We start from the raw sequence: 17,421 nt of genomic DNA, 5'->3' as shown, positions 1-17,421 counted from the left end.
CTCCGCGAGGCCCCCGATGACGAGCACCCCGCACCCCACCGACCGTCCCGCCGACCCGTCCGCCGCCCTGTTCGCCGCGCTCGACATCGGGGGCACGAAGATCGCCGGTGCACTGGTCGACGGTCATGGCACCCTGCTGCACCGGGTGCAGCGCCTCACTCCGTCCCAGGAGCCGGGTGAGGCAGTTATGCTGACGATCCATCAGGTGATCGGGAAGCTGGCCGCGGACCCGCGCTGGCGCGAGGTGCGAGCGGTGGGGATCGGCTGCGCCGGTCCGGTGGACATCGCCCACGGGACCGTCAGCCCGGTCAACATCCCCGGCTGGCGGGGGTTCCCCCTCGTCGCCCGGGTCGCCGCCGACCCCGCGGTGGCGGGCCGGCCGGTGGTGCTGGGCGGCGACGGCGTGGCGATGGCGGCCGGAGAGCACTGGCGCGGCGCCGCCCGGGACGCCGGCGACGCGCTCTGCCTGGTGGTATCCACCGGCGTCGGGGCCGGGCTGGTACTCGACGGCGCCGTCCGCCCAGGCCCCAGCGGCAACGCCGGGCACCTGGGCCACCTCAGCGTGGACCTGAACGGCGAACCCTGCCCGTGCGGCTCGCGCGGCTGCGTGGAAATGCTCGCCAGCGGCACCGCCATCGCACGCCACGCCCTGCGCTCCGGCTGGCAGCCCGCCGCACGCGGCGGCGCCACCGACGCCGCCGCGGTCGCCGAGTCGGCGCGGCAGGGCGACTCGCTGGCCCTCGCCGCCTACGACCGCGCGGGCCGGGCGCTGGCCGCCGGCATCGCGGCCACCGCCACCCTGCTCGACCTGCGCTTGGCGGTCATCGGCGGCGGCGTGGCGCAGGCCGGTGAACTGCTGCTCGCGCCACTGCGCCGCCACCTGCACACCTACGCCGCCCTGCCGTTCCTGCACCCGATCGAGGTCCGGCGCACCGGACTCGGCTCCGACGCGGGCCTGATCGGCGCGGCAGCCCTCGCCGCCTCGCACTGACCCACCGCTCCCGCGCGAGCCGAACGGACGGCTCAGTGCAGGATGTTCACGGCCCGGGCCACCACCAGGAGCACGGTCAGCAACGACACCACGGACTGGAACATCATCAGCATCTTGGCCCAGAGCGAGAGCGGCATGGTGTCGGTCGGGCTGAAGGCTGTCGCGTTGGTGAAGGCGACGTAGAGGTAGTCGAGGAACCCGGGTTCCCACAGCGCCGGGGCGATATCCGGCTGCTGCATCTGCGGGAAGAGAAAGTCGGGGTAGTCGGCCGTGCCGAGGGACCGGGCCGCCGGGCCGCCACGGTCCCACTCCCAGTACCAGAGCGCGAACGCGATCACGTTCGTCGCCCAGACCGCGCCGCCGGTGCCGAGCAGGCCGAGCGGGGTGGGCGCTCCGGCGCCGGTGATCAACTCGCGGACCAGCTTGACCGCCGACCAGCCGTTGGCGAGGCTGATCGCCGCGACCAGGGTCAGACTCAACGAACGCAGCGCGCGCGTGCTGTGGTCGATCCGCCGGTGCGGGTTCAGCGCGACCAGCGCGACCAGCAGGCTCAGCTCCAGCGCCGGCAGCATCCAGCGCGGATGGATGCTGAGCCGGGGCGGCAGGAAGAGCTGCAGCACGACGGCGGAGAGAATCGCGACCGTCACGGCCCAGCGCTGTTCGGCCTCGGTCTCGGCCCGCCAGACCGGCCGGACGGGGATGTCCGCCGCGGACTTCCCCGCCGACGCGTCGGCGCCGCCGGCCGCGTCGGCGCCGCCCGCCGCTCCGCCCGCCCCGGACGCTCCGACCCCTCCGGACGTGAGCAGTGCCTCGATTCGGTCCAGCCGAAGGTGGAGCTGTCGGCTCAGGTGGTCCGGGTCGGGGGCGTCACTGTCGTGATGGGTAGTCATGACGGCCATTCTCCTCGCCGAGACCCGCCAGCCAGCCAGCCCGCCCGCCGGACAGCAGGCGCCACCCGTGAGCGGCCGTTCGGCACCGGCGAAGCGACAAAGCGGCGACAGAGGCGAAGCTGCGACGGAGGCGATCCGCGGCCTCACCCCTCGCAGCGGACCGCCAGCAGGGCCGCGTCGTCCGTCAGGCCGTCGACCACGTAGGCCTCGACGTCCGTCAGGAGCTGGTCGAGCAGCGCGCCCGGCTCGTGCGCGGGGAATCCGGTGAACCGGGACGCGAGTGGATAGAAGCGCCCGCCCGCGTCCCGCGCCTCGGAGACCCCGTCGGTGTAGAGCAACAGCAGGTCGCCTGGGTACAGCTGGACGCTGCGGACCCGGTAGGCCTCGCCGGTCAGGTCGCGCAGGCCCAGGGGCGGTGAGAAGCCGGGCGGGTCCAACTCGCTGACCACGCCGGCCCGGCGCAGCATGGGCGACGGGTGACCGCAGTTGACGAGCTGCGCCGGCTTCGCCCCCAGCGGCACGCCGACCAGGACGGCCGTCACGAACCGGTCGTTCTGCGGGCCGCGGGCCAGTTGAGAGTCCAGCCGCTCGGCCACCGCGGCGAGGTCGGTCTCGGTGCGGGCCGCCTCACGGAAGACGCCGAGCACCTCCGAAGCCGTCTCGACGGCCACCAGGCCCTTGCCCTGGACGTCGCCGAGCAGGATCCGCACGCCGTGCGGGGTGTCGAGGACCTCGTAGAGGTCGCCGCCGATCCGGGCCTCGGCGGCGGCGGCCTCGTACCGGACGGCGATGCGCAGCGGGCCGGCCCGCGTCGGGATCGGGCGCAGCAGGGCCCGCTGGGCGGCCTCCGCCACCGTGCGGACTTCGCGCAGCTCGTGGTCGCGGGCCAGCAGCAGGACGACGTTGGCGGTGCTGGCCAGGGTGACGGCCATGACGGCGATCAGGGCGGCCACGTGGACGGAGACCGGCACGTCCGGGTTGGCCAGGCTCAGCAGCCCGACGGAGGCAAGTGAGAGCGCCCCGGCCAGCAGCGGGACCCGGGCCGCGTGGCTGCCCGTGCCCGCCAGCACCGGGACGGCGGCGAGCACGGGTGAGACGGTCGTCCCGGGGCCGGTGACCAGGTCCGCGACGATCGCCAGGACGAGCAGCAGGTAGGCGCCGAAAAGCAGTCGGCGCGACCGTCTGGGCAGGCCCGCCTCGCCGGCTGAGTGCCTACCCGGCGGGGCCGGCCGCCGCTGCAGGACGTCCTCGGGCACGGTCGGCTCCCTCAGGGTCGGTCCGCTCCTCGGGCCGCACGGCAGCCGGCGGGGTGGCGGCGCCTGCGGCCCGGTTCTCTCCCTTCACACTCTCCACCGTTCCCGCCGGGGCGGCGACGCGGCGCCTCCGCCGACGCCCGTCGCCGTGCCCCTCAGGGCGACGGAAACTCCGTTGCCCGGTGCCTGCGCGGTGAGCAGGATGGCGCCCATGACCGCACTCACCGCGCCCGGCCCGCGCCCCGCCTCGCCCGTACCCTCACCAGCGTCCTCGCCGGTGTCGTCGCTGTCGTCGTCGCCGGTGACCTCGCCCGCGTCGTCGTCGGCCGCGATCGGCGCCCGCCGACAGCAGACCGCCCTCCCCACAGGACGGACCGCCGCGGCACTGACGTGAGGGCCGCGCTGTTGGCCGGGCTGCTGGCGGGGTACGGGATCGCCATGCCGGTCGGCGCCGTCGCGGCCCTGCTGGTCGGCCTGAGCGCGCGCACCTCGCTGCGGATCGGCGCGGCGGCCGCGCTCGGCGTGGCGACGGCGGACGGGCTCTACGCCGCCGCGGCCGCGCTGGGCGGCGCGGGCGCGGCCCGGCTGCTCGCGCCTGCGGCCACCCCACTGCGCTGGGCGGCCGGGCTCGCACTGATCGCCCTGGCCGCCCGGACCGCCGTCACCGCGCTGCGGGCGCACCGCGGACGGCTGCCGGAGACCGGCCCCGGCGGCTTGGCCAGCTCTCCTCGGCGGGCCTATGCCGGACTGCTCGGGCTGACCCTGCTCAACCCGACGACCGTCGTCTACTTCGCCGCGCTGGTGCTGGGCCGACAGGCCTCCACAGTCGTCTCCACGCCGATCTCCTCCACCCTCCCTGCCTCGGTCTCTGCCTCTGCTTCCGCCTCCTCCACCTCCGCCGGCAGCTCGTCGCTCTGGCTCGCGGCCGCCTTCGCCCTCGCGGCCTTGGTCGCCTCCGCCAGCTGGCAACTGCTGCTCGCGGCCGGGGGCGCCGCGCTCGGCCGGTTCCTCACCGGTCGGCTCGGCCGGCTGATCACCGCACTGCTCTCCAGCACGGTGATCAGCCTCCTCGCCGTCCGACTCCTGTCGCTCTGAGTCCGCCCGGGCTCGCTCCGAGACCACCCGTACCGCGCGTCTGCCGCACCGGGGGCCGGGCCGGACACCGCGCGCCCGGTACCGGTGGCTCAGTGCAGCAGGGTGTCCAGCAACGGGCTGCTGAAGACGCGATGCGGGTCGTAACGGTTGAGAGTGGCGACGGCCTCGTCCCAGCCCGGGCCGCCGCCGGCCCGGTGACTGTCGGGGATCACCCGGCCTATGACGTCGGGGTCGGCCCAGGTGGCGTCGGCTGTGTAGGCCCAGCCCTTGGACCACTCGACGCGCAGTGCCGCCCGGGTGCCGTCAAAGGTGGTCAGCAGATACTGCTCCAGGTCACGGCCGAACTGGTGGAGTCCGGGGGTGGTGGGCAGCGTCAGCACGTCGAACCAGACCGCGGTGTCCCATTCGGGGTGGTCCGGCCGCGGGCTGAGGGCGGAGAGCAGCGGTGCACGGGCACCCGGTACGCCGACCACGGCCGGATCGTCGAGCCCGGTCACCCGGATCTCCACTGCCCCGTTGATCGGGAAGGCGCCACGTGTCTGATACTCCGTCAGCAGGTTCTGGTAGCCGGAGGTGACCTGGCTGACCACCCACTGCACGTCGGAGCGCTTGCAGAGCACCGCGTACCCGTTCGCAGTCATCCGCAGGGTGGTCGGCCGGACGTACTGCAGGAGGGTGCGCGAGGGACCCCACAGGTCCGAGCTGAGGCCGTCGGCGAGCAGGTGGGTGATCACGTCGAGGGTGAGCAGGTCGCGCAGCAGGCCGCCGGAGAGCAGCACATCGGTGATGTCCCCGGTGAGGCCGAGACGGGCGATCAGGTACTGGAGCTGCCCGAAGACCGGCGCCAAAGCCCAGGAGCCACCCACCAGTTGACCTGCGAGATCGGCGACCGGGGTCGGGATGCTGTCGGAGAAGGGGTAGTTGTACGGCTGCTCGACCCCTCTGGAGGAGAAGGGCTTGTCGGCCGTGACGCTCCAGGACTTCAGCCAGGGGTACTCGGTGAAGGCGAACCAGATCGCCTCGACCCGGCCGTCGCGCTCCAGGAAGTCCGCGAACTGCCGGGAGCTGGAGGCCGAACCGGGCGCGGCGAACAACTCGGTGGCGGGAATGTCCAAGCGGCTGACGCAGCGCAGGTTCTGGTCGACCCCGGCGCGCAGCACCGCCTCCGTCACGAAACCCCGGCCCAGGTGGACCAGGAACGCGGCGCTGTCGGCCTCGGCGCGGTCGAAGGTCCGCAGGGCGTAGCGGCCGGCGCTCTCGTCCCAGACCACGGCGGTGAGTTCGGTGACCAGGTTGCTGACCGATCCGTAGCCGTGGCCGGGCGGCGCGGACTCCCCAGCAGCGGGGACGGCAGTACCGTGGCCGCCGATGGCGAGCACGCCGCCGACCGTCACATCCCCGGGGGCCGGGCAACTGGTCACCCCCAGGCCGTGGTCGGCGAGGAAGGCGAGTACCTGCTCCATCCCCGCACCGGCCTGGGCCCGGACGGCGGGCGGTCCGCCCGGCACGGTGGCCAGACTCACCGCGGTGAGGTAGCGGGTGGTGTCCACCATCAGCACGGTGGCCGAGGACGGCGTTCCGTCCGCCACCGCCAGCGGCGCCCAGGTGTGCCGGTACCCCTGGGCCCGCAGCCGCCAGCCCTGCGCGTTCGCCCAGTCGGCCAGCGTCACCACGTCCTGCGGGGTGCGCGGTGCGCACGTCCACAACTGATCGGTGTGGATCTCGCCGGCCCAGTTCTCGAAGACCTGCCGGTAGAGCTCCACGCCGGCGGGGAAGGCGGGCGGGGCGGCGACCGCGTCGGCGGACGCCGCCTCGGGCCCGATCGCGCCACGCAACAGCCAGACCCCGCCGCCCAGCGCGGCGGACCCGGCCAGGAGCCGACGCCGGGTCAGACCCGCCGCCCCCTGCGCGACCTCACCCACCACGTCACCCGCCGCGCCGCCGCCCTGCGGCGATACCTGTCCCGGTGACCTGCGCACTGCCATGGCCGCCCCGCCCTCTCCTGGATCCAACACATCGTCAGAGCACGGACGACCCGCGGTCGATCCGTGGTACAGACGCTACGGACCCACCCGAGCCGCCCGCCGGAAGTTCGCATTCAATCATTAGTTCGAGTGAAACTCGGATCACCGGGAACTTTCTTCCATCGAAACCCGCACGGAACATCCCGCCACCACCGCACCGCCGGCCCACCCCGTCACCCCGGATCCAACCAGCGCCAAATTGGTCTGGACCACAAGCCGAACGACGGTTAGGGTCGCGTGTCAGATTCCGCGCCCGGATGCCGCTCCGCTCCGAGGATGCCCTCCTCGACTTCCTGGCCCCCGACCCACAAAAGCAGGCCCTCGTGACCGCAGCGCCCCGGCGCACCATCGTCCTCTCCCCGCACTTCGACGACGCCGCCCTCTCACTGGCCGGCCTGATCCCCGAACTCCCGGGCCCAGTCGTCGTGGTGACCGTCTTCGGCGGCGCCCCGGCCCCCGGCCTCCCGGTCTCCTGGTGGGACAGCACCTGCGGATTCTCCACGGCCACCGAGGCCTACCGGGCCCGGCTGGCCGAGAACGCCCGGGCCTGCGCCCTGCTCGGCGCCGCGCAGATCGCGCTGGACCACCCGGACGGCCCGTACGCGCAGTCACCCGAACTACCGCATCTGGAAAGTTTCCTGTCCGACCTCCCGGACCACTCCAGCATCCTCGTCCCGCTCGGCAGCAACCAGCCGGACCACGAACGGGTCCGCGAACACGCACTGCGCACCCTGGACCGGCTGGGCGCACCGCCGCCGCTGGTCTACGCCGACCTCCCGTACACCGGCCACCTGCCACACTGGGCCGGCGACGAGGCCGGCCAGGCACTCGGCCACAGCCCGACGTGCGGGCTCGCCGACCAGAACCTGCTGCTCCGCTACCGCACGACCGTGCGGCACGACCTGCGACTGACCGACGAACAGTGGGCCCGCAAGCGCGCGGCGGTGCTCTGCCACGGCTCCCAACTCGCCCCGCTGGCAGCCGATCACGGCAGCCTGCTGGCCCGCGGCGGCCCGCTGCGCGCCGAGCTCGTCTGGTCCCTGGAGAAGGTCTCGTGACGCGTGGCTCCCGTGCCACGGCAGCGGATCCTCACCGCCCGCGATCATGGCTTGGCAGTGGTCAGCCCCGAGTGGGGACGAGGTTGTCGGGGCTGTCGACCTCGTGCGTCTCGCCGGTCACCGGCTACTTACCACCCGCCGGGTTCCGGCCGGCCGAGGCCTTGCCGCCCTCGTCCGATCCGCCACCGCCGTGAAAGAGTCGACCGAGGTGGTAGCGCAGAACGGCATTCGCGTCGTCGGCCGTGCGCTGGCCGAGCAGGACGCTCAGGCCGAGGCCGGCAGAGACGGCCAGGAGGACGACGGCCTCCTGACGGGCATCCAGGTGCGGATCGGCGTCCCCAGCCTGCTGGGCGGCTGCGAGCTGGCTGATCAGGAACCCTTCCATCTCCTTGGGTGCCGCGAGGAACCGCTGGCCGCCGAGGGCGCGATCGGTGATGGAGAGCACCGCGTACTCGGTGTGGACAAGGTGGAAGATCCGGCTCTCCTCGTCGGTGGGCACGGCTTCGAGCAGGACCGCTTCGACGATGTCGCGCGGAGCCGGCGAGGAGCCGGCGGTCCTCACCCGGTCGCGGACCCGCTCGCCCATGCGCGCCGTCAGGCGGTTGACCGCGGCGAGCAGCAGCTGCTCCTTGGTGTCGAAGTAGTACTGCACGAGCCGCACCGAGGTGCCCGCCTCGATGGCGACGGACCGCATGGTGACGGCGTGCAGCCCGGTGTCCGCCGCCGCGCGGAGCAGGGCGTCGATGATCTGGGCCCGTCGCTCCTCATGGTCCACCAGCTTCGGCATCGGGTTCCCTTCGAACGTTTTTATGGTACAAACATACCATCAAGTCCTGCTGTTTCGCGTGTCGGGAGGGACCATGACCAGGACGAGCGTCGGACGTTTCGTCAGCGAGGAAGCCCGCGGGAAGTTCCTTGAGGCGTACGACCGTGCCATGGGGCTGTGGCCGAGCCCGCGCGAAGAACTGGACGTCGAAACCGGCTACGGCACCGTCCATGTCCACCGCTACGGGGCCCTGACCGGTGAGCCGATCGTGCTCCTCCACGGCCACGCCGGACACGCTTCCAACTGGTACCCGCAGGTCGCCGCCCTGGGCGAGAACCACCCGGTCTATGCGATCGACACCCTCGACGACCCCGGCCGCAGCGTGCAACGCACCGTCGCGGCCGACTCCGAGGACAACGCGGCCTGGCTCGGCGAGGTCCTCGCCGGACTGGGGCTGGAGCGCGTCCACCTGGTCGGCCTCTCCTACGGCGGATGGCTGGCCCTCAACCAGGGCATTCACGGACCCGAGCGCCTCGCGTCCATCGTCCCGCTGGACCCGGGCGGGATCGAGAAGGTCCCCGCGCGGTTCTACGCCCACATGATCGGCGGGCTGTTCGGAATGCTCGCCCCACGCCCGCTCCGACCTGCCCTGGGGCGCCTGCTCGCCAACCCCGCCCTCAGCTCACCGCCCCAGATGATCGCTCCGCTGATGCTGGGCATGCGGACCTACAAGCCGAACACCCGCCCCGCGGCCCGACCGTTCACCGACGAGGAACTGAGCTCGATCCAACTGCCCGCCCTCGTCCTGCTCGGACGCCGAAGCGCCCTGCTCCGGCCCCACCAGGTTCTGAAGCGGGTCACTGCGCTGATCCCGAATGTTCAGGCCGAGATCGTTCAGCGGGCCGGCCACGGCCTCAACCTGGAGCGTCCCGAGCTGGTCAACGAACGCCTCCTGCAGTTCATCACCGCACTCCAGCCCGAGCCCACCCGGAGTGAGTAGCACCACCTGCCGCTTCCCTTGGTGAATACAGCCCCCTCCGAGACTGGGGCCCGCCTTCTCGCACAGCCGGCCCCACCCCGGCCCCGCCCCCGGCACCGCCTCGACGCACCTCGACGCCACAGGCGCTGACCGGTCGGCCGCCGTGGCGGCGACGCCCCAACGCCCGGCCGGACGCGGGGGTCGTCGCGCCCGTCGTGGGCGACGACCCCCGCACCCGCCGGCGTGGCGTCAGCCGCTGACGCTCACGCTGCCGGTCTCGATGTGGCCGGTGGCGCGGCGGCTCCAGGAGGCGTCGCCGGTGACGGTGACCGTGAAGTCGTACCAGCCGCCGGCGATGGTGACGGCGTTGAAGTAGTCCGAGACGGTGGCCCCGGGGGCGACCTGGTACGTCCACGGGCCGTCGGTACGGTAGTTGGTCGACGTGATGGTGAAGGTGACCGTGCTGGAACCGGTGTTGGTCAACTTGAACCAGACGGCCGGCTTCCCGGTGTTCGGCGCCGGCGCGTAGTACGTGGAGGCCTCGGCGTCCTTGCCGGCGGTGGTGGCGTTGCCGGTGAAGCGCCGCAGGAAGCGGTTGGGGCCGACGACGCTCAGGTCGTACTGCCCGGCGCCGTAGTTCGTGCCGATGTTGAAGTAGTCGCTGGTGCTGCCGTCCACGCCGGTGGCGGCGTTGTACGGCGCGACCGTGTACTGCCAGGGGCCGCCGGTGCGGTAGGCGTTGGCGTAGACCGAGTAGTGCGCGTAGGCGGTGGCCTGCGGGCCCTGGTTGGCCATGTCGACCCAGAGCAGGATCTGGCCGTTGGCGTCGTACTCGAGGCGGTCCACCCAGGCGTTGGGCTGGTACGGCAGGGCACGGGCGGGCTTGGTGCCGCTCTCCTGCGCGGGCATGGCGTTGTTGCCCGGGCTCGGGTTGACCTGCACGTTCGCCGTGGCCTGGCTGATCACGGCGCTGGTGGAGGGGAGGGACGGCAGCCCGTAGACCGGGTTGGCGAAGTCGAAGGCCCCGGTGAGGTCACCGCAGACCTGCCGGCGCCAGGCGCTGATGTTCTGGCAGGCGGCCGGGGTGCCCAGCGCGGCCGTCCAGGTCTCCAGGAAGCGGATCACGCTGGTGTGGTCGTAGACCTGAGAGTCGACGAAGCCGCCGCGGGTCCACGGCGAGGCGATGATCATCGGCACCCGGAAGCCGAGGCCGATGTTGGTGCCGGAGTAGAACTCGTCGGTGGTCCCGGCGGGCGCGACGGGCGGCGGCACGTGGTCGAAGAAGCCGTCGTTCTCGTCGTAGTTGAGGAACAGGACGGTGGAGTTGAAGGTGGTCGGGTCCGCCGCCAGGGCCTGGATGACCAGGTTGACGAAGTGCGCGCCGTTCTCCGGCGGGCCGTCCGGGTGCTCGGAGTAGAGCTGGTTGGCGACCACCCAGGAGACCTGCGGCAGGGTACCGGCGACGGCGTCGGCTCTGATCGCGGCCGCGATGTCGTCCGGCGTCGATCCGGTGCTGGGCACCGATCCCATGCCGCGCTGCGCGAGCGGGCTCGAACTCGGCGCGCTCGTGAACTGGTTGAAGTACGCGAGGGCGTTGTCGCCGAAGTTGTCGGAGGCGTTCTGGTAGACCTTCCAGCTCACCCCGGCGTTCTGCAGCGCCTCGGCGTAGGTCTGCCAGTGCAGGCCCGACTCGGAGCCGCCGTCGTACGCCGCGCCGCCCGCGGTCGCCTGCGGGTCGATCGTGCCGGACCACAGGTAGGTGCGGTTGGGGCCGGTCGCCGACAGGATCGAGCAGTGGTAGGCGTCGCAGATGGTGTACGAGTCGGCCAGCGCGTAGTGGAACGGGATGTCCGAACGGTTCATGAAGCCCATGGTCCGCGGCGAACCCTTGGCCGCTATCCAGGAGTCCATCTTCCCGGTGTTCCACGCCTGGTGCTGGGTGGACCAGGAATGGTCGAGCGAGCCGTCACACTGCGCCAGTGTCTCGCCGCTGCTGCCCCACCACCACGTGCTGGTCGCGCTGAGCTGCCACGGGTACTGCCGGCCGCTGCCGTTGGGCTGGTTGAAGACGCTGTTGCCACCCGACAGCTGGATGGTGGCGCGGTCACCGAACCCGCGCACCCCCTTCATCGCGCCGAAGTAGTGGTCGAAGCTGCGGTTCTCCTGCATCAGCACGACGACGTGCTTGACGTCGGCGATCGTCCCCGTGGTCGCCGCGGCCGCGCGAGGAGCCACGCCGGGCAGGGAGTCCAGGCCGATGGCCGCGCCGAGCGCGGCGGCAGAACCGAGGAAGGTACGCCGGGTGACGGGCGTCATGTAGTTGCCTCCGGGGAAGTTAGCTGGACAACTCCAGCCTGGAGACTGTGCGGCAGTCAGGTGTCTACTGTCCAGTAGTCACGTAGCGGCAAGATGAAGCACAGCGGACTTCTGGGACGGGAGCATGGGCCACGGGCCGAATGTTCGTACACCTGAATTGCCTTGACGGACCGTCAGACTTCCCCACTCGGTGATCACTCCCCCCGGCCCCCGGGCAGCCGGTCCCCGCCTTCCCCGGCCGGCCGCCCCTCAGTCGTGGTGGGTGAGCTGCTTCTCCAGCTTCTCGCCCTCGATGTCGGGGTCGGGCACGTACCTGGCGAACCACTGCGGGTGGTACCAGACCTTCGAGCGGGCGATCGCCAGCACCGCGGGCACCAGGGTCAGCCGGACGACGAACGCGTCCAGGAAGACGCCCGCCGCGAAGCCGAAGCCGATGGCCTTGATCGTCGGGTCCTTGCTGAACATGAACGCCACGAAGATGGAGAACATGATCAGCGCGGCGGCGGTCACCACCCGGGCCGACAGGCCGGTGCCGCGCTCCACGGCGCCCCGGGCGTTGCCGGTCTTCGTGAAGTCCTCCTTGATCCGGGAGACCACGAAGACCTCGTAGTCACTGGAGAGGCCGAAGATGATGGCGAGCATGATGATCGGCAGGAAGCTGATCGTCTCGGCCTTCGTGATGCCGAAGATCCGCTGGCCCCAACCCCACTGGAACAGCGCGACCGTCATGCCGAACGCCGCCGAGACCGACAGCAGGAAGCCCAGGATCGACTTGATCGGGACCAGGATCGTCCGGAACGCGAAGGTCAGCAGCAGGAACGCCAAGCCCACCACGACCGCCAGGAACACCGGCAGCGCGTCGGACAGCTTGGCGGAGACGTCGATGTTCGAGGCCGTCACCCCGCCGACGAGGACCTCGGCGCCGCTGGACCCCTCGATCACGGCCCGGTTGTCGCGCAGGGCGTGCACCAGGTCGGCGGTGGCCGGGTCGCTGGGGCCGGTCGTGGGCACGACGCGGATGACGGCGAGGCCGTTGGTGAGGGCGACCTGGGTGGCCTGCGCGACGCCGTGGACCCCGCTCAGCACGGTCGTCATGGTCTGCGCCGTCTCGGGCGAGGTGACGCCGTCGGCGACGACCTGGAGCGGACCGTTGAAGCCCGGGCCGAAGGCCGCGGTGGTCAGGTCGTAGGCCCGGCGCGAGGTGTCGGAGGTCGGCTTGGAGGAACCGCTGGGCAGTCCGAGCTGCACGTCCAGGGCCGGCACCGCGAGCAGCAGGAGCAGGGCGACGCCGCCGATCAGCACCGGGACGCGGAAGCGGACGACGAAGCGGGCCCAGGCCGCGCCGAAGGTCTTCTGCGGCGCGGTGGCCGCCGTCACCGCGATGTCCTCGTGGTGTCCGGGGCGCAGCGGCGTATTGATGAAGTTCGTGACCTTCTCCCCCGCGAAACCGAGCATGGCGGGCAGCAGGGTGAGCGAGATCAACAGCGCGATGGCCACCGCCGCGGCTGCGGCCAGACCCATGACGGTGAGGAAGGGGATGCCGACGACCGACAGGCCGCACAGCGCGATGACGACGGTCAGCCCGGCGAAGACCACCGAGCCACCGGCCGTGCCCGCCGCCAGGCTGACCGACTCCTCCAGCGGACGGCCCTGCAGCAGGTTGTTGCGGTGCCGGGAGAGGATGAACAGGCCGTAGTCGATGCCGCAGGACAGGCCCAGCATCAGGGCGACGGTCGTCGAGGCCGACGCGATGGTGATGACCGAGGCGATCGCGGTGACGCCGGTCAGGGTGATCACCACGCCGATGACCGCGGTCAGGATCGGCAGTCCGGCGGCCACGAAAGCGCCGAACGTGACCAGCAGGATGATGAACGCGACGATCAGGCCGACCAGTTCGGGGAGCTCCGAGGGAGTGACCCGCCAGCCCGGGTAGACGCTGCCGGAGTACTCGACCTGGACGCCGGCGTCCCGTGCCGGGGTGACGGCCCGCTGCACCGCGTCCAGCGTGGCGTCCTTCACGTCGGCCGGCTGCGCGGTGAACTGCACCTGGCCGAGCGCGACCTGGTCGTTCGGTGAGACCGCCTTCGCGACGAACGGGTTCGAGGCCGAGACCAACTGCGGCACTGCGGCCAGGTTCGCCACCGCGGCCTCGATCCCTGCCTTCGGCCCCGGATCGGTGACCTTGACCGTCCCGTGCGTGGCGAAGACGACCTGCATCTGTCCACCCGCCAGCGCCGGCAGCTTCGCCTTGAGCAGGTCCACGACCCGCTGCGACTCGGTGCCGGGGATGGTGAAGTTGTCGTTCGTCTTGCCGCCGCTCGCGACGGAGATCGTGACCGTGGCGACCGCGGCGACGAGCCACAGGCTCAGCACCAGCCTCCGCCGTCGGAACGCCCACTGCGCCAGGCTGAACAGGTAGGTCGACACGCGCCCACCCTCACACGCCGCGCGCCCCACCCGCCCGCCTGGCTGCGCCGTCCGGGGAGCCGCTCGGGGAGCCTTCCGCAGTCCCGTCCGCAGTGCCGCCCGGGGGGATGTCGGCACGGGCGCGACCGGCGATGTTGCGGGCCATGCCGCCGAAGACCACGGCGTGGAAGGGGGCCACGCTCCACCAGTACGCGTGGCCGGCCAGGCCGTGCGGGTGGAAGAGCGCGCGCTGGTGCAGGACCGCGCCGCCGCCCGCGTCCGGGGTGACACCCAGCTCCAGCCAGGCCAGTCCGGGCAGCCGCATCTCGGCGCGCAGCCGCAGCAGACGGCCGGGTTCGATCTCCTCCACCCGCCAGAAGTCGAGCGAGTCGCCCACCCGCAGCCGCTGCGGGTCACGCCGGCCGCGCCGCAGGCCCACGCCGCCGACCAGCCGGTCCAGCCAGCCGCGGACGGCCCAGGCCAGCGGGAAGGAGTACCAGCCGTTGTCGCCGCCGATGCCCTCGACGACCCGCCACAGCGCCCGGGGGTCCGCGTCGACGGCCAGCTCCCGGGTGTCGTGGTAGAGACTGCCGCCGGCCCAGTCGGGGTCGGTGGGCAGCGGGTCGCTCGGCGCGCCGGGCAGCGAGGCCGACGACCAGCGGGTGGCCACGTCCGCCTCCCGGACCCGCTTGAGCGCGAGCCGGACCGCGTCGTCGAAGCCCACCGGACCGCCCGGCGGGTCAGGGACGTACCGGGCGATGTCGTGTTCCGAGCAGACCACCTCGTGGCGCAGCGACTCCACCAGCGGGCGGGCCAGGCTGCTGGGCACGGGGGTCACCAGGCCGACCCAGTGGCTGGAGAGGCCGGGCGTCAGCATCGGGACCGGCAGGATCACCCGGCGGGGCAACCGGGCCACCTCGGCGTAGCGCAGCATCATCTCCCGGTACGTCAGCACGTCCGGTCCGCCGAGGTCGAAGCTGCGGTTGACGTCCGGCGGCAGGCTCGCGGCGCCCACCAGGTAGCGCAGCACGTCGCGGACCGCGATCGGCTGGATCCGGGTGTGCACCCAGCTGGGGGTGACCATCACCGGCAGGCGTTCGGTCAGGTAGCGCAGCATCTCGAACGAGGCGGAGCCCGATCCGAGGATCACCGCCGCGCGCAACTCGGCCGTCGGGACACCGGCGGCCCGCAGGATCCGGCCGACCTCGGCGCGCGAGCGCAGGTGCGGCGAGAGGGTGTCCTCGGGGACGCCGGCCGGGAGCAGCCCGCCGAGATAGACGATCCGGCGGACCCCGGCCCGGGCGGCGGCGCGGCCGAAGCTCTGGGCGGCGTGCCGGTCGCGGGCCTCGAACGACGGGCCGGTGCCGAGCGCGTGCACCAGGTAGTAGGCGACCTCGATCCCGTCGAACGCGCCGTCCAGGCTCTCCTCCCGGGTGACGTCGCCGCGCACCGTCTCCACCGCGTCGTGCCAGGGCTGGTCACGCAGTCGGCCGGCCTCGCGCACCAGGCAGCGGACCCGGAACCCGGCGGCCAGCAGCTCCGGGACGAGTCTGCCGCCGATGTAACCGCTCGCCCCGGTGACCAGGCAGTTCGGCGTTCCCAGGTCGGCCACGGCCGCTCCTCCCGCAGGTGTCCCCCTCGCTATTCTCCCCGTTCCGCGCCGCCGCGCCGGGCGGGCGGTTCCGCGTCCACGAGTTCCCGCAGCCCGGCGGCCGCCCGGGGTGACCTACGGTGAGGGCATGACGAGTTTCGCCGCGCTGCACCACGCCGACGCCCCCCTCCTGCTGCCCAACGCCTGGGACCACGCCTCGGCAGCCGCCCTCGCCGCCCAGGGGTTCGCGGCGATCGGCACGACGAGCCTCGGCGTGGCCGCGGCGGCCGGCCTGCTGGACGGCGCGGCGGCGACCCGTGAGGAGACGCTGCTGCTCGCCCGGCGGCTCGGCGGCGGGCCGTTCCTGCTCTCCGTCGACGCCGAGGGCGGGTTCAGCGACGACCCGGCGCAGGTCGCCGAGCTGGCCCGCTCGTTGGCCGCCGCCGGGGCGGTGGGCATCAACCTGGAGGACGGCCGGGCCGACGGCAGCCTCGCCCCGGCGGCGCTGCACGCGGCGAAGATCGCGGCGGTGAAGGAGGCCGCGCCGGAGCTGTTCGTCAACGCCCGTACCGACACCCACTGGTCGGGCGACGGCCGGGAGGCCGAGACGACAGCCCGCCTGGACGCCTACCAACAGGCGGGCGCCGACGGCGTGTTCGTCCCCGGCCTCAGCGAACCCGCGCGTATCACGGCCCTGTTGACGGGGTTGGATGTCCCGTTGAACATCCTCTACACCCCCGCCGGCCCCAGCCTCGCGCAGCTCGGCGACCTCGGCGTGCGCCGGGTGAGCCTGGGCTCGCTGCTGTTCCGGGTGGCGCTCGGCGCGGCGGTGGCGGCGGCGCTGGACGTCCGGGCGGGCCGTCCGGTGACCGCGTCCGCCGCCGGCTACGCCGAAACGCAGGCACTGACGCAGGCTCTTACGAAGTCCTGACGGCGGCTGCGGCCGGCGGCTGCGGCGCCCTTCGCCGCGCTAGCGTCGGGGCATGGAGATTCTGCTCACCGGCGGCGCCGGGTTCATCGGCTCCGCCGTCGCGGCCCGGCTGGTCCGGGCCGGCCACCGGGTCCGGGTGCTGGACGCGCTGCTGCCGGCCGTCCACCCGGACGGCCTGGCCGGCGTCACGCTGCCGCCCGAGGTCGAGTTCACGCACGGCGACGTCCGCGACCGCGCGACCGTCGAACGGGCGCTGCGCGGGGTGGACGCCGTCTGCCACCAGGCCGCCATGGTCGGCCTCGGCCTGGACCTGAACGACGCCCCCGAGTACGTGAGTTGCAACGAGCTGGGGACCGCCGTCCTGCTGGCCGCGATGGCGCGCGGCGGGGTGCACCGGCTGGTCCTGGCCGGGTCGATGGTGGTCTACGGCGAGGGCCGGTACAGCTGCGCCACGCACGGCCCGGTCGCGCCCGGGCCGCGCCTGAGGGCCGACCTGGACGCCGGACGGTTCGAGCCGCCGTGCCCGCACTGCGGCGCGCCGCTGCTGCCCGGCCTGGTCGCCGAGGACGCGCCGGCCGACCCGCGCAACGTCTACGCCGCGAGCAAACTCGCCCAGGAGCACCTGGCCGCCGCCTGGGCACGCGCCTGCGGCGGCCGGGTCGCCACGCTGCGCTACCACAACGTCTACGGCCCGGGGATGCCGCGCGACACGCCGTACGCGGGGGTCGCCTCGCTGTTCCGCTCCGCCCTCGCCGCGGGCCGTGCACCGCAGGTCTTCGAGGACGGCGGGCAGCGCCGCGACTTCGTCCACGTGGCCGACGTTGCGGCGGCCAACGAGGCCGCCCTGACGGCCCTGACGGAAGCTCCCGAGGGCGGCGTGCGGGCGTACAACACCGGCAGCGGCGGGGTGCGGACGGTCGGCGAGATGGCGGGCGCGCTGGCCCGGGCGTTCGGCGGACCGGCGCCGGTGGTGACCGGGCGCTACCGGCTCGGCGACGTCCGGCACATCACCGCCGACTCGCAGCGCCTGCGCACCGAGCTCGGCTGGCAGCCCACCGTCGCGTTCGAGGCGGGCATGGCCGAGTTCGCCGCCGCCCCGCTGCGCGGCGCCCGCAACTGAA

14 protein-coding genes are annotated in these 17,421 nt (G+C 72.9%); 7 read left to right on the top strand and 7 right to left on the bottom strand.

Features of this window, described 5'->3' with window-relative positions:
* Positions 1 to 16 precede the first annotated feature (16 nt).
* Positions 17 to 991, top strand: coding sequence for an ROK family protein (locus tag BS80_RS27225; protein WP_051967254.1), 975 nt, complete (start codon positions 17 to 19; stop codon positions 989 to 991).
* A 32-nt stretch (positions 992 to 1,023) separates the two neighbouring features.
* Here the strand turns inward: BS80_RS27225 and BS80_RS27220 are convergent, their stop codons facing one another.
* Both BS80_RS27220 and BS80_RS27215 read right to left on the bottom strand, forming a co-directional pair.
* Positions 1,024 to 1,881: a hypothetical protein gene (locus BS80_RS27220; RefSeq protein WP_035803096.1), complete on the bottom strand. Its 858-nt coding sequence runs from the start codon at positions 1,879 to 1,881 to the stop codon at positions 1,024 to 1,026.
* 143 nt (positions 1,882 to 2,024) lie between these two features.
* Positions 2,025 to 3,137, bottom strand: coding sequence for a PP2C family protein-serine/threonine phosphatase (locus BS80_RS27215; RefSeq protein ID WP_232246665.1), 1,113 nt, complete (start codon positions 3,135 to 3,137; stop codon positions 2,025 to 2,027).
* A gap of 208 nt (positions 3,138 to 3,345) precedes the next feature.
* Here BS80_RS27215 and BS80_RS41150 point away from each other — a divergent pair, with 208 nt between their 5' ends.
* On the top strand, positions 3,346 to 3,528 hold the full coding sequence (locus tag BS80_RS41150; protein ID WP_157536630.1) for a hypothetical protein: 183 nt from the start codon (positions 3,346 to 3,348) through the stop codon (positions 3,526 to 3,528).
* Entirely contained in the window at positions 3,525 to 4,229 is a 705-nt protein-coding gene (locus tag BS80_RS27205) for a LysE family transporter (RefSeq protein ID WP_035803092.1), read from the top strand. The genes BS80_RS41150 and BS80_RS27205 overlap by 4 nt, the downstream gene beginning before the upstream one ends.
* Positions 4,230 to 4,318: 89 nt before the next feature.
* Here the strand turns inward: BS80_RS27205 and BS80_RS27200 are convergent, their stop codons facing one another.
* Positions 4,319 to 6,214: a cholesterol oxidase substrate-binding domain-containing protein gene (locus tag BS80_RS27200; RefSeq protein WP_083975434.1), complete on the bottom strand. Its 1,896-nt coding sequence runs from the start codon at positions 6,212 to 6,214 to the stop codon at positions 4,319 to 4,321.
* A gap of 362 nt (positions 6,215 to 6,576) precedes the next feature.
* Here BS80_RS27200 and BS80_RS27195 point away from each other — a divergent pair, with 362 nt between their 5' ends.
* Positions 6,577 to 7,311, top strand: coding sequence for a PIG-L deacetylase family protein (locus tag BS80_RS27195; protein WP_035804054.1), 735 nt, complete (start codon positions 6,577 to 6,579; stop codon positions 7,309 to 7,311).
* Positions 7,312 to 7,435: 124 nt separating this feature from the next.
* Here the strand turns inward: BS80_RS27195 and BS80_RS27190 are convergent, their stop codons facing one another.
* On the bottom strand, positions 7,436 to 8,098 hold the full coding sequence (locus BS80_RS27190) for a TetR/AcrR family transcriptional regulator (RefSeq protein ID WP_051967252.1): 663 nt from the start codon (positions 8,096 to 8,098) through the stop codon (positions 7,436 to 7,438).
* 73 nt (positions 8,099 to 8,171) lie between these two features.
* Between BS80_RS27190 and BS80_RS27185 the strand changes: the two genes are divergently transcribed.
* Positions 8,172 to 9,077 (top strand): alpha/beta fold hydrolase, encoded by a 906-nt coding sequence (locus tag BS80_RS27185; RefSeq protein WP_035803090.1) that lies wholly within the window; start codon positions 8,172 to 8,174, stop codon positions 9,075 to 9,077.
* 228 nt (positions 9,078 to 9,305) lie between these two features.
* Here BS80_RS27185 and BS80_RS27180 read toward each other — a convergent pair whose 3' ends face one another.
* The 3 genes from BS80_RS27180 to BS80_RS27170 form a co-directional block, all read right to left on the bottom strand.
* Positions 9,306 to 11,372, bottom strand: coding sequence for a phosphocholine-specific phospholipase C (locus BS80_RS27180; RefSeq protein WP_035803088.1), 2,067 nt, complete (start codon positions 11,370 to 11,372; stop codon positions 9,306 to 9,308).
* Positions 11,373 to 11,621: 249 nt separating this feature from the next.
* Positions 11,622 to 13,799 carry an MMPL family transporter gene (locus tag BS80_RS27175; protein ID WP_035803086.1) on the bottom strand — a complete coding sequence of 726 codons (2,178 nt, stop codon included), beginning with the start codon at positions 13,797 to 13,799 and terminating at the stop codon, positions 11,622 to 11,624.
* A gap of 10 nt (positions 13,800 to 13,809) precedes the next feature.
* Positions 13,810 to 15,390, bottom strand: a complete 1,581-nt coding sequence (locus BS80_RS27170; protein WP_051967251.1) for an SDR family oxidoreductase — start codon at positions 15,388 to 15,390, stop codon at positions 13,810 to 13,812.
* A gap of 127 nt (positions 15,391 to 15,517) precedes the next feature.
* Between BS80_RS27170 and BS80_RS27165 the strand changes: the two genes are divergently transcribed.
* Together BS80_RS27165 and BS80_RS27160 are read left to right on the top strand one after the other, a co-directional pair.
* Positions 15,518 to 16,300, top strand: a complete 783-nt coding sequence (locus BS80_RS27165) for an isocitrate lyase/PEP mutase family protein (RefSeq protein WP_035804051.1) — start codon at positions 15,518 to 15,520, stop codon at positions 16,298 to 16,300.
* Between the two features lie 52 nt (positions 16,301 to 16,352).
* Positions 16,353 to 17,420, top strand: coding sequence for an NAD-dependent epimerase/dehydratase family protein (locus BS80_RS27160; RefSeq protein WP_035803084.1), 1,068 nt, complete (start codon positions 16,353 to 16,355; stop codon positions 17,418 to 17,420).
* Position 17,421 lies beyond the last annotated feature (1 nt).

This window comes from Kitasatospora mediocidica KCTC 9733 (genome assembly GCF_000744225.1).
Taxonomy (GTDB): Bacteria; Actinomycetota; Actinomycetes; order Streptomycetales; family Streptomycetaceae; genus Kitasatospora; species Kitasatospora mediocidica.
The sequence above is the reverse complement of the archived record's forward strand: the minus strand, read 5'-3'. Positions and strand labels throughout refer to the sequence as shown.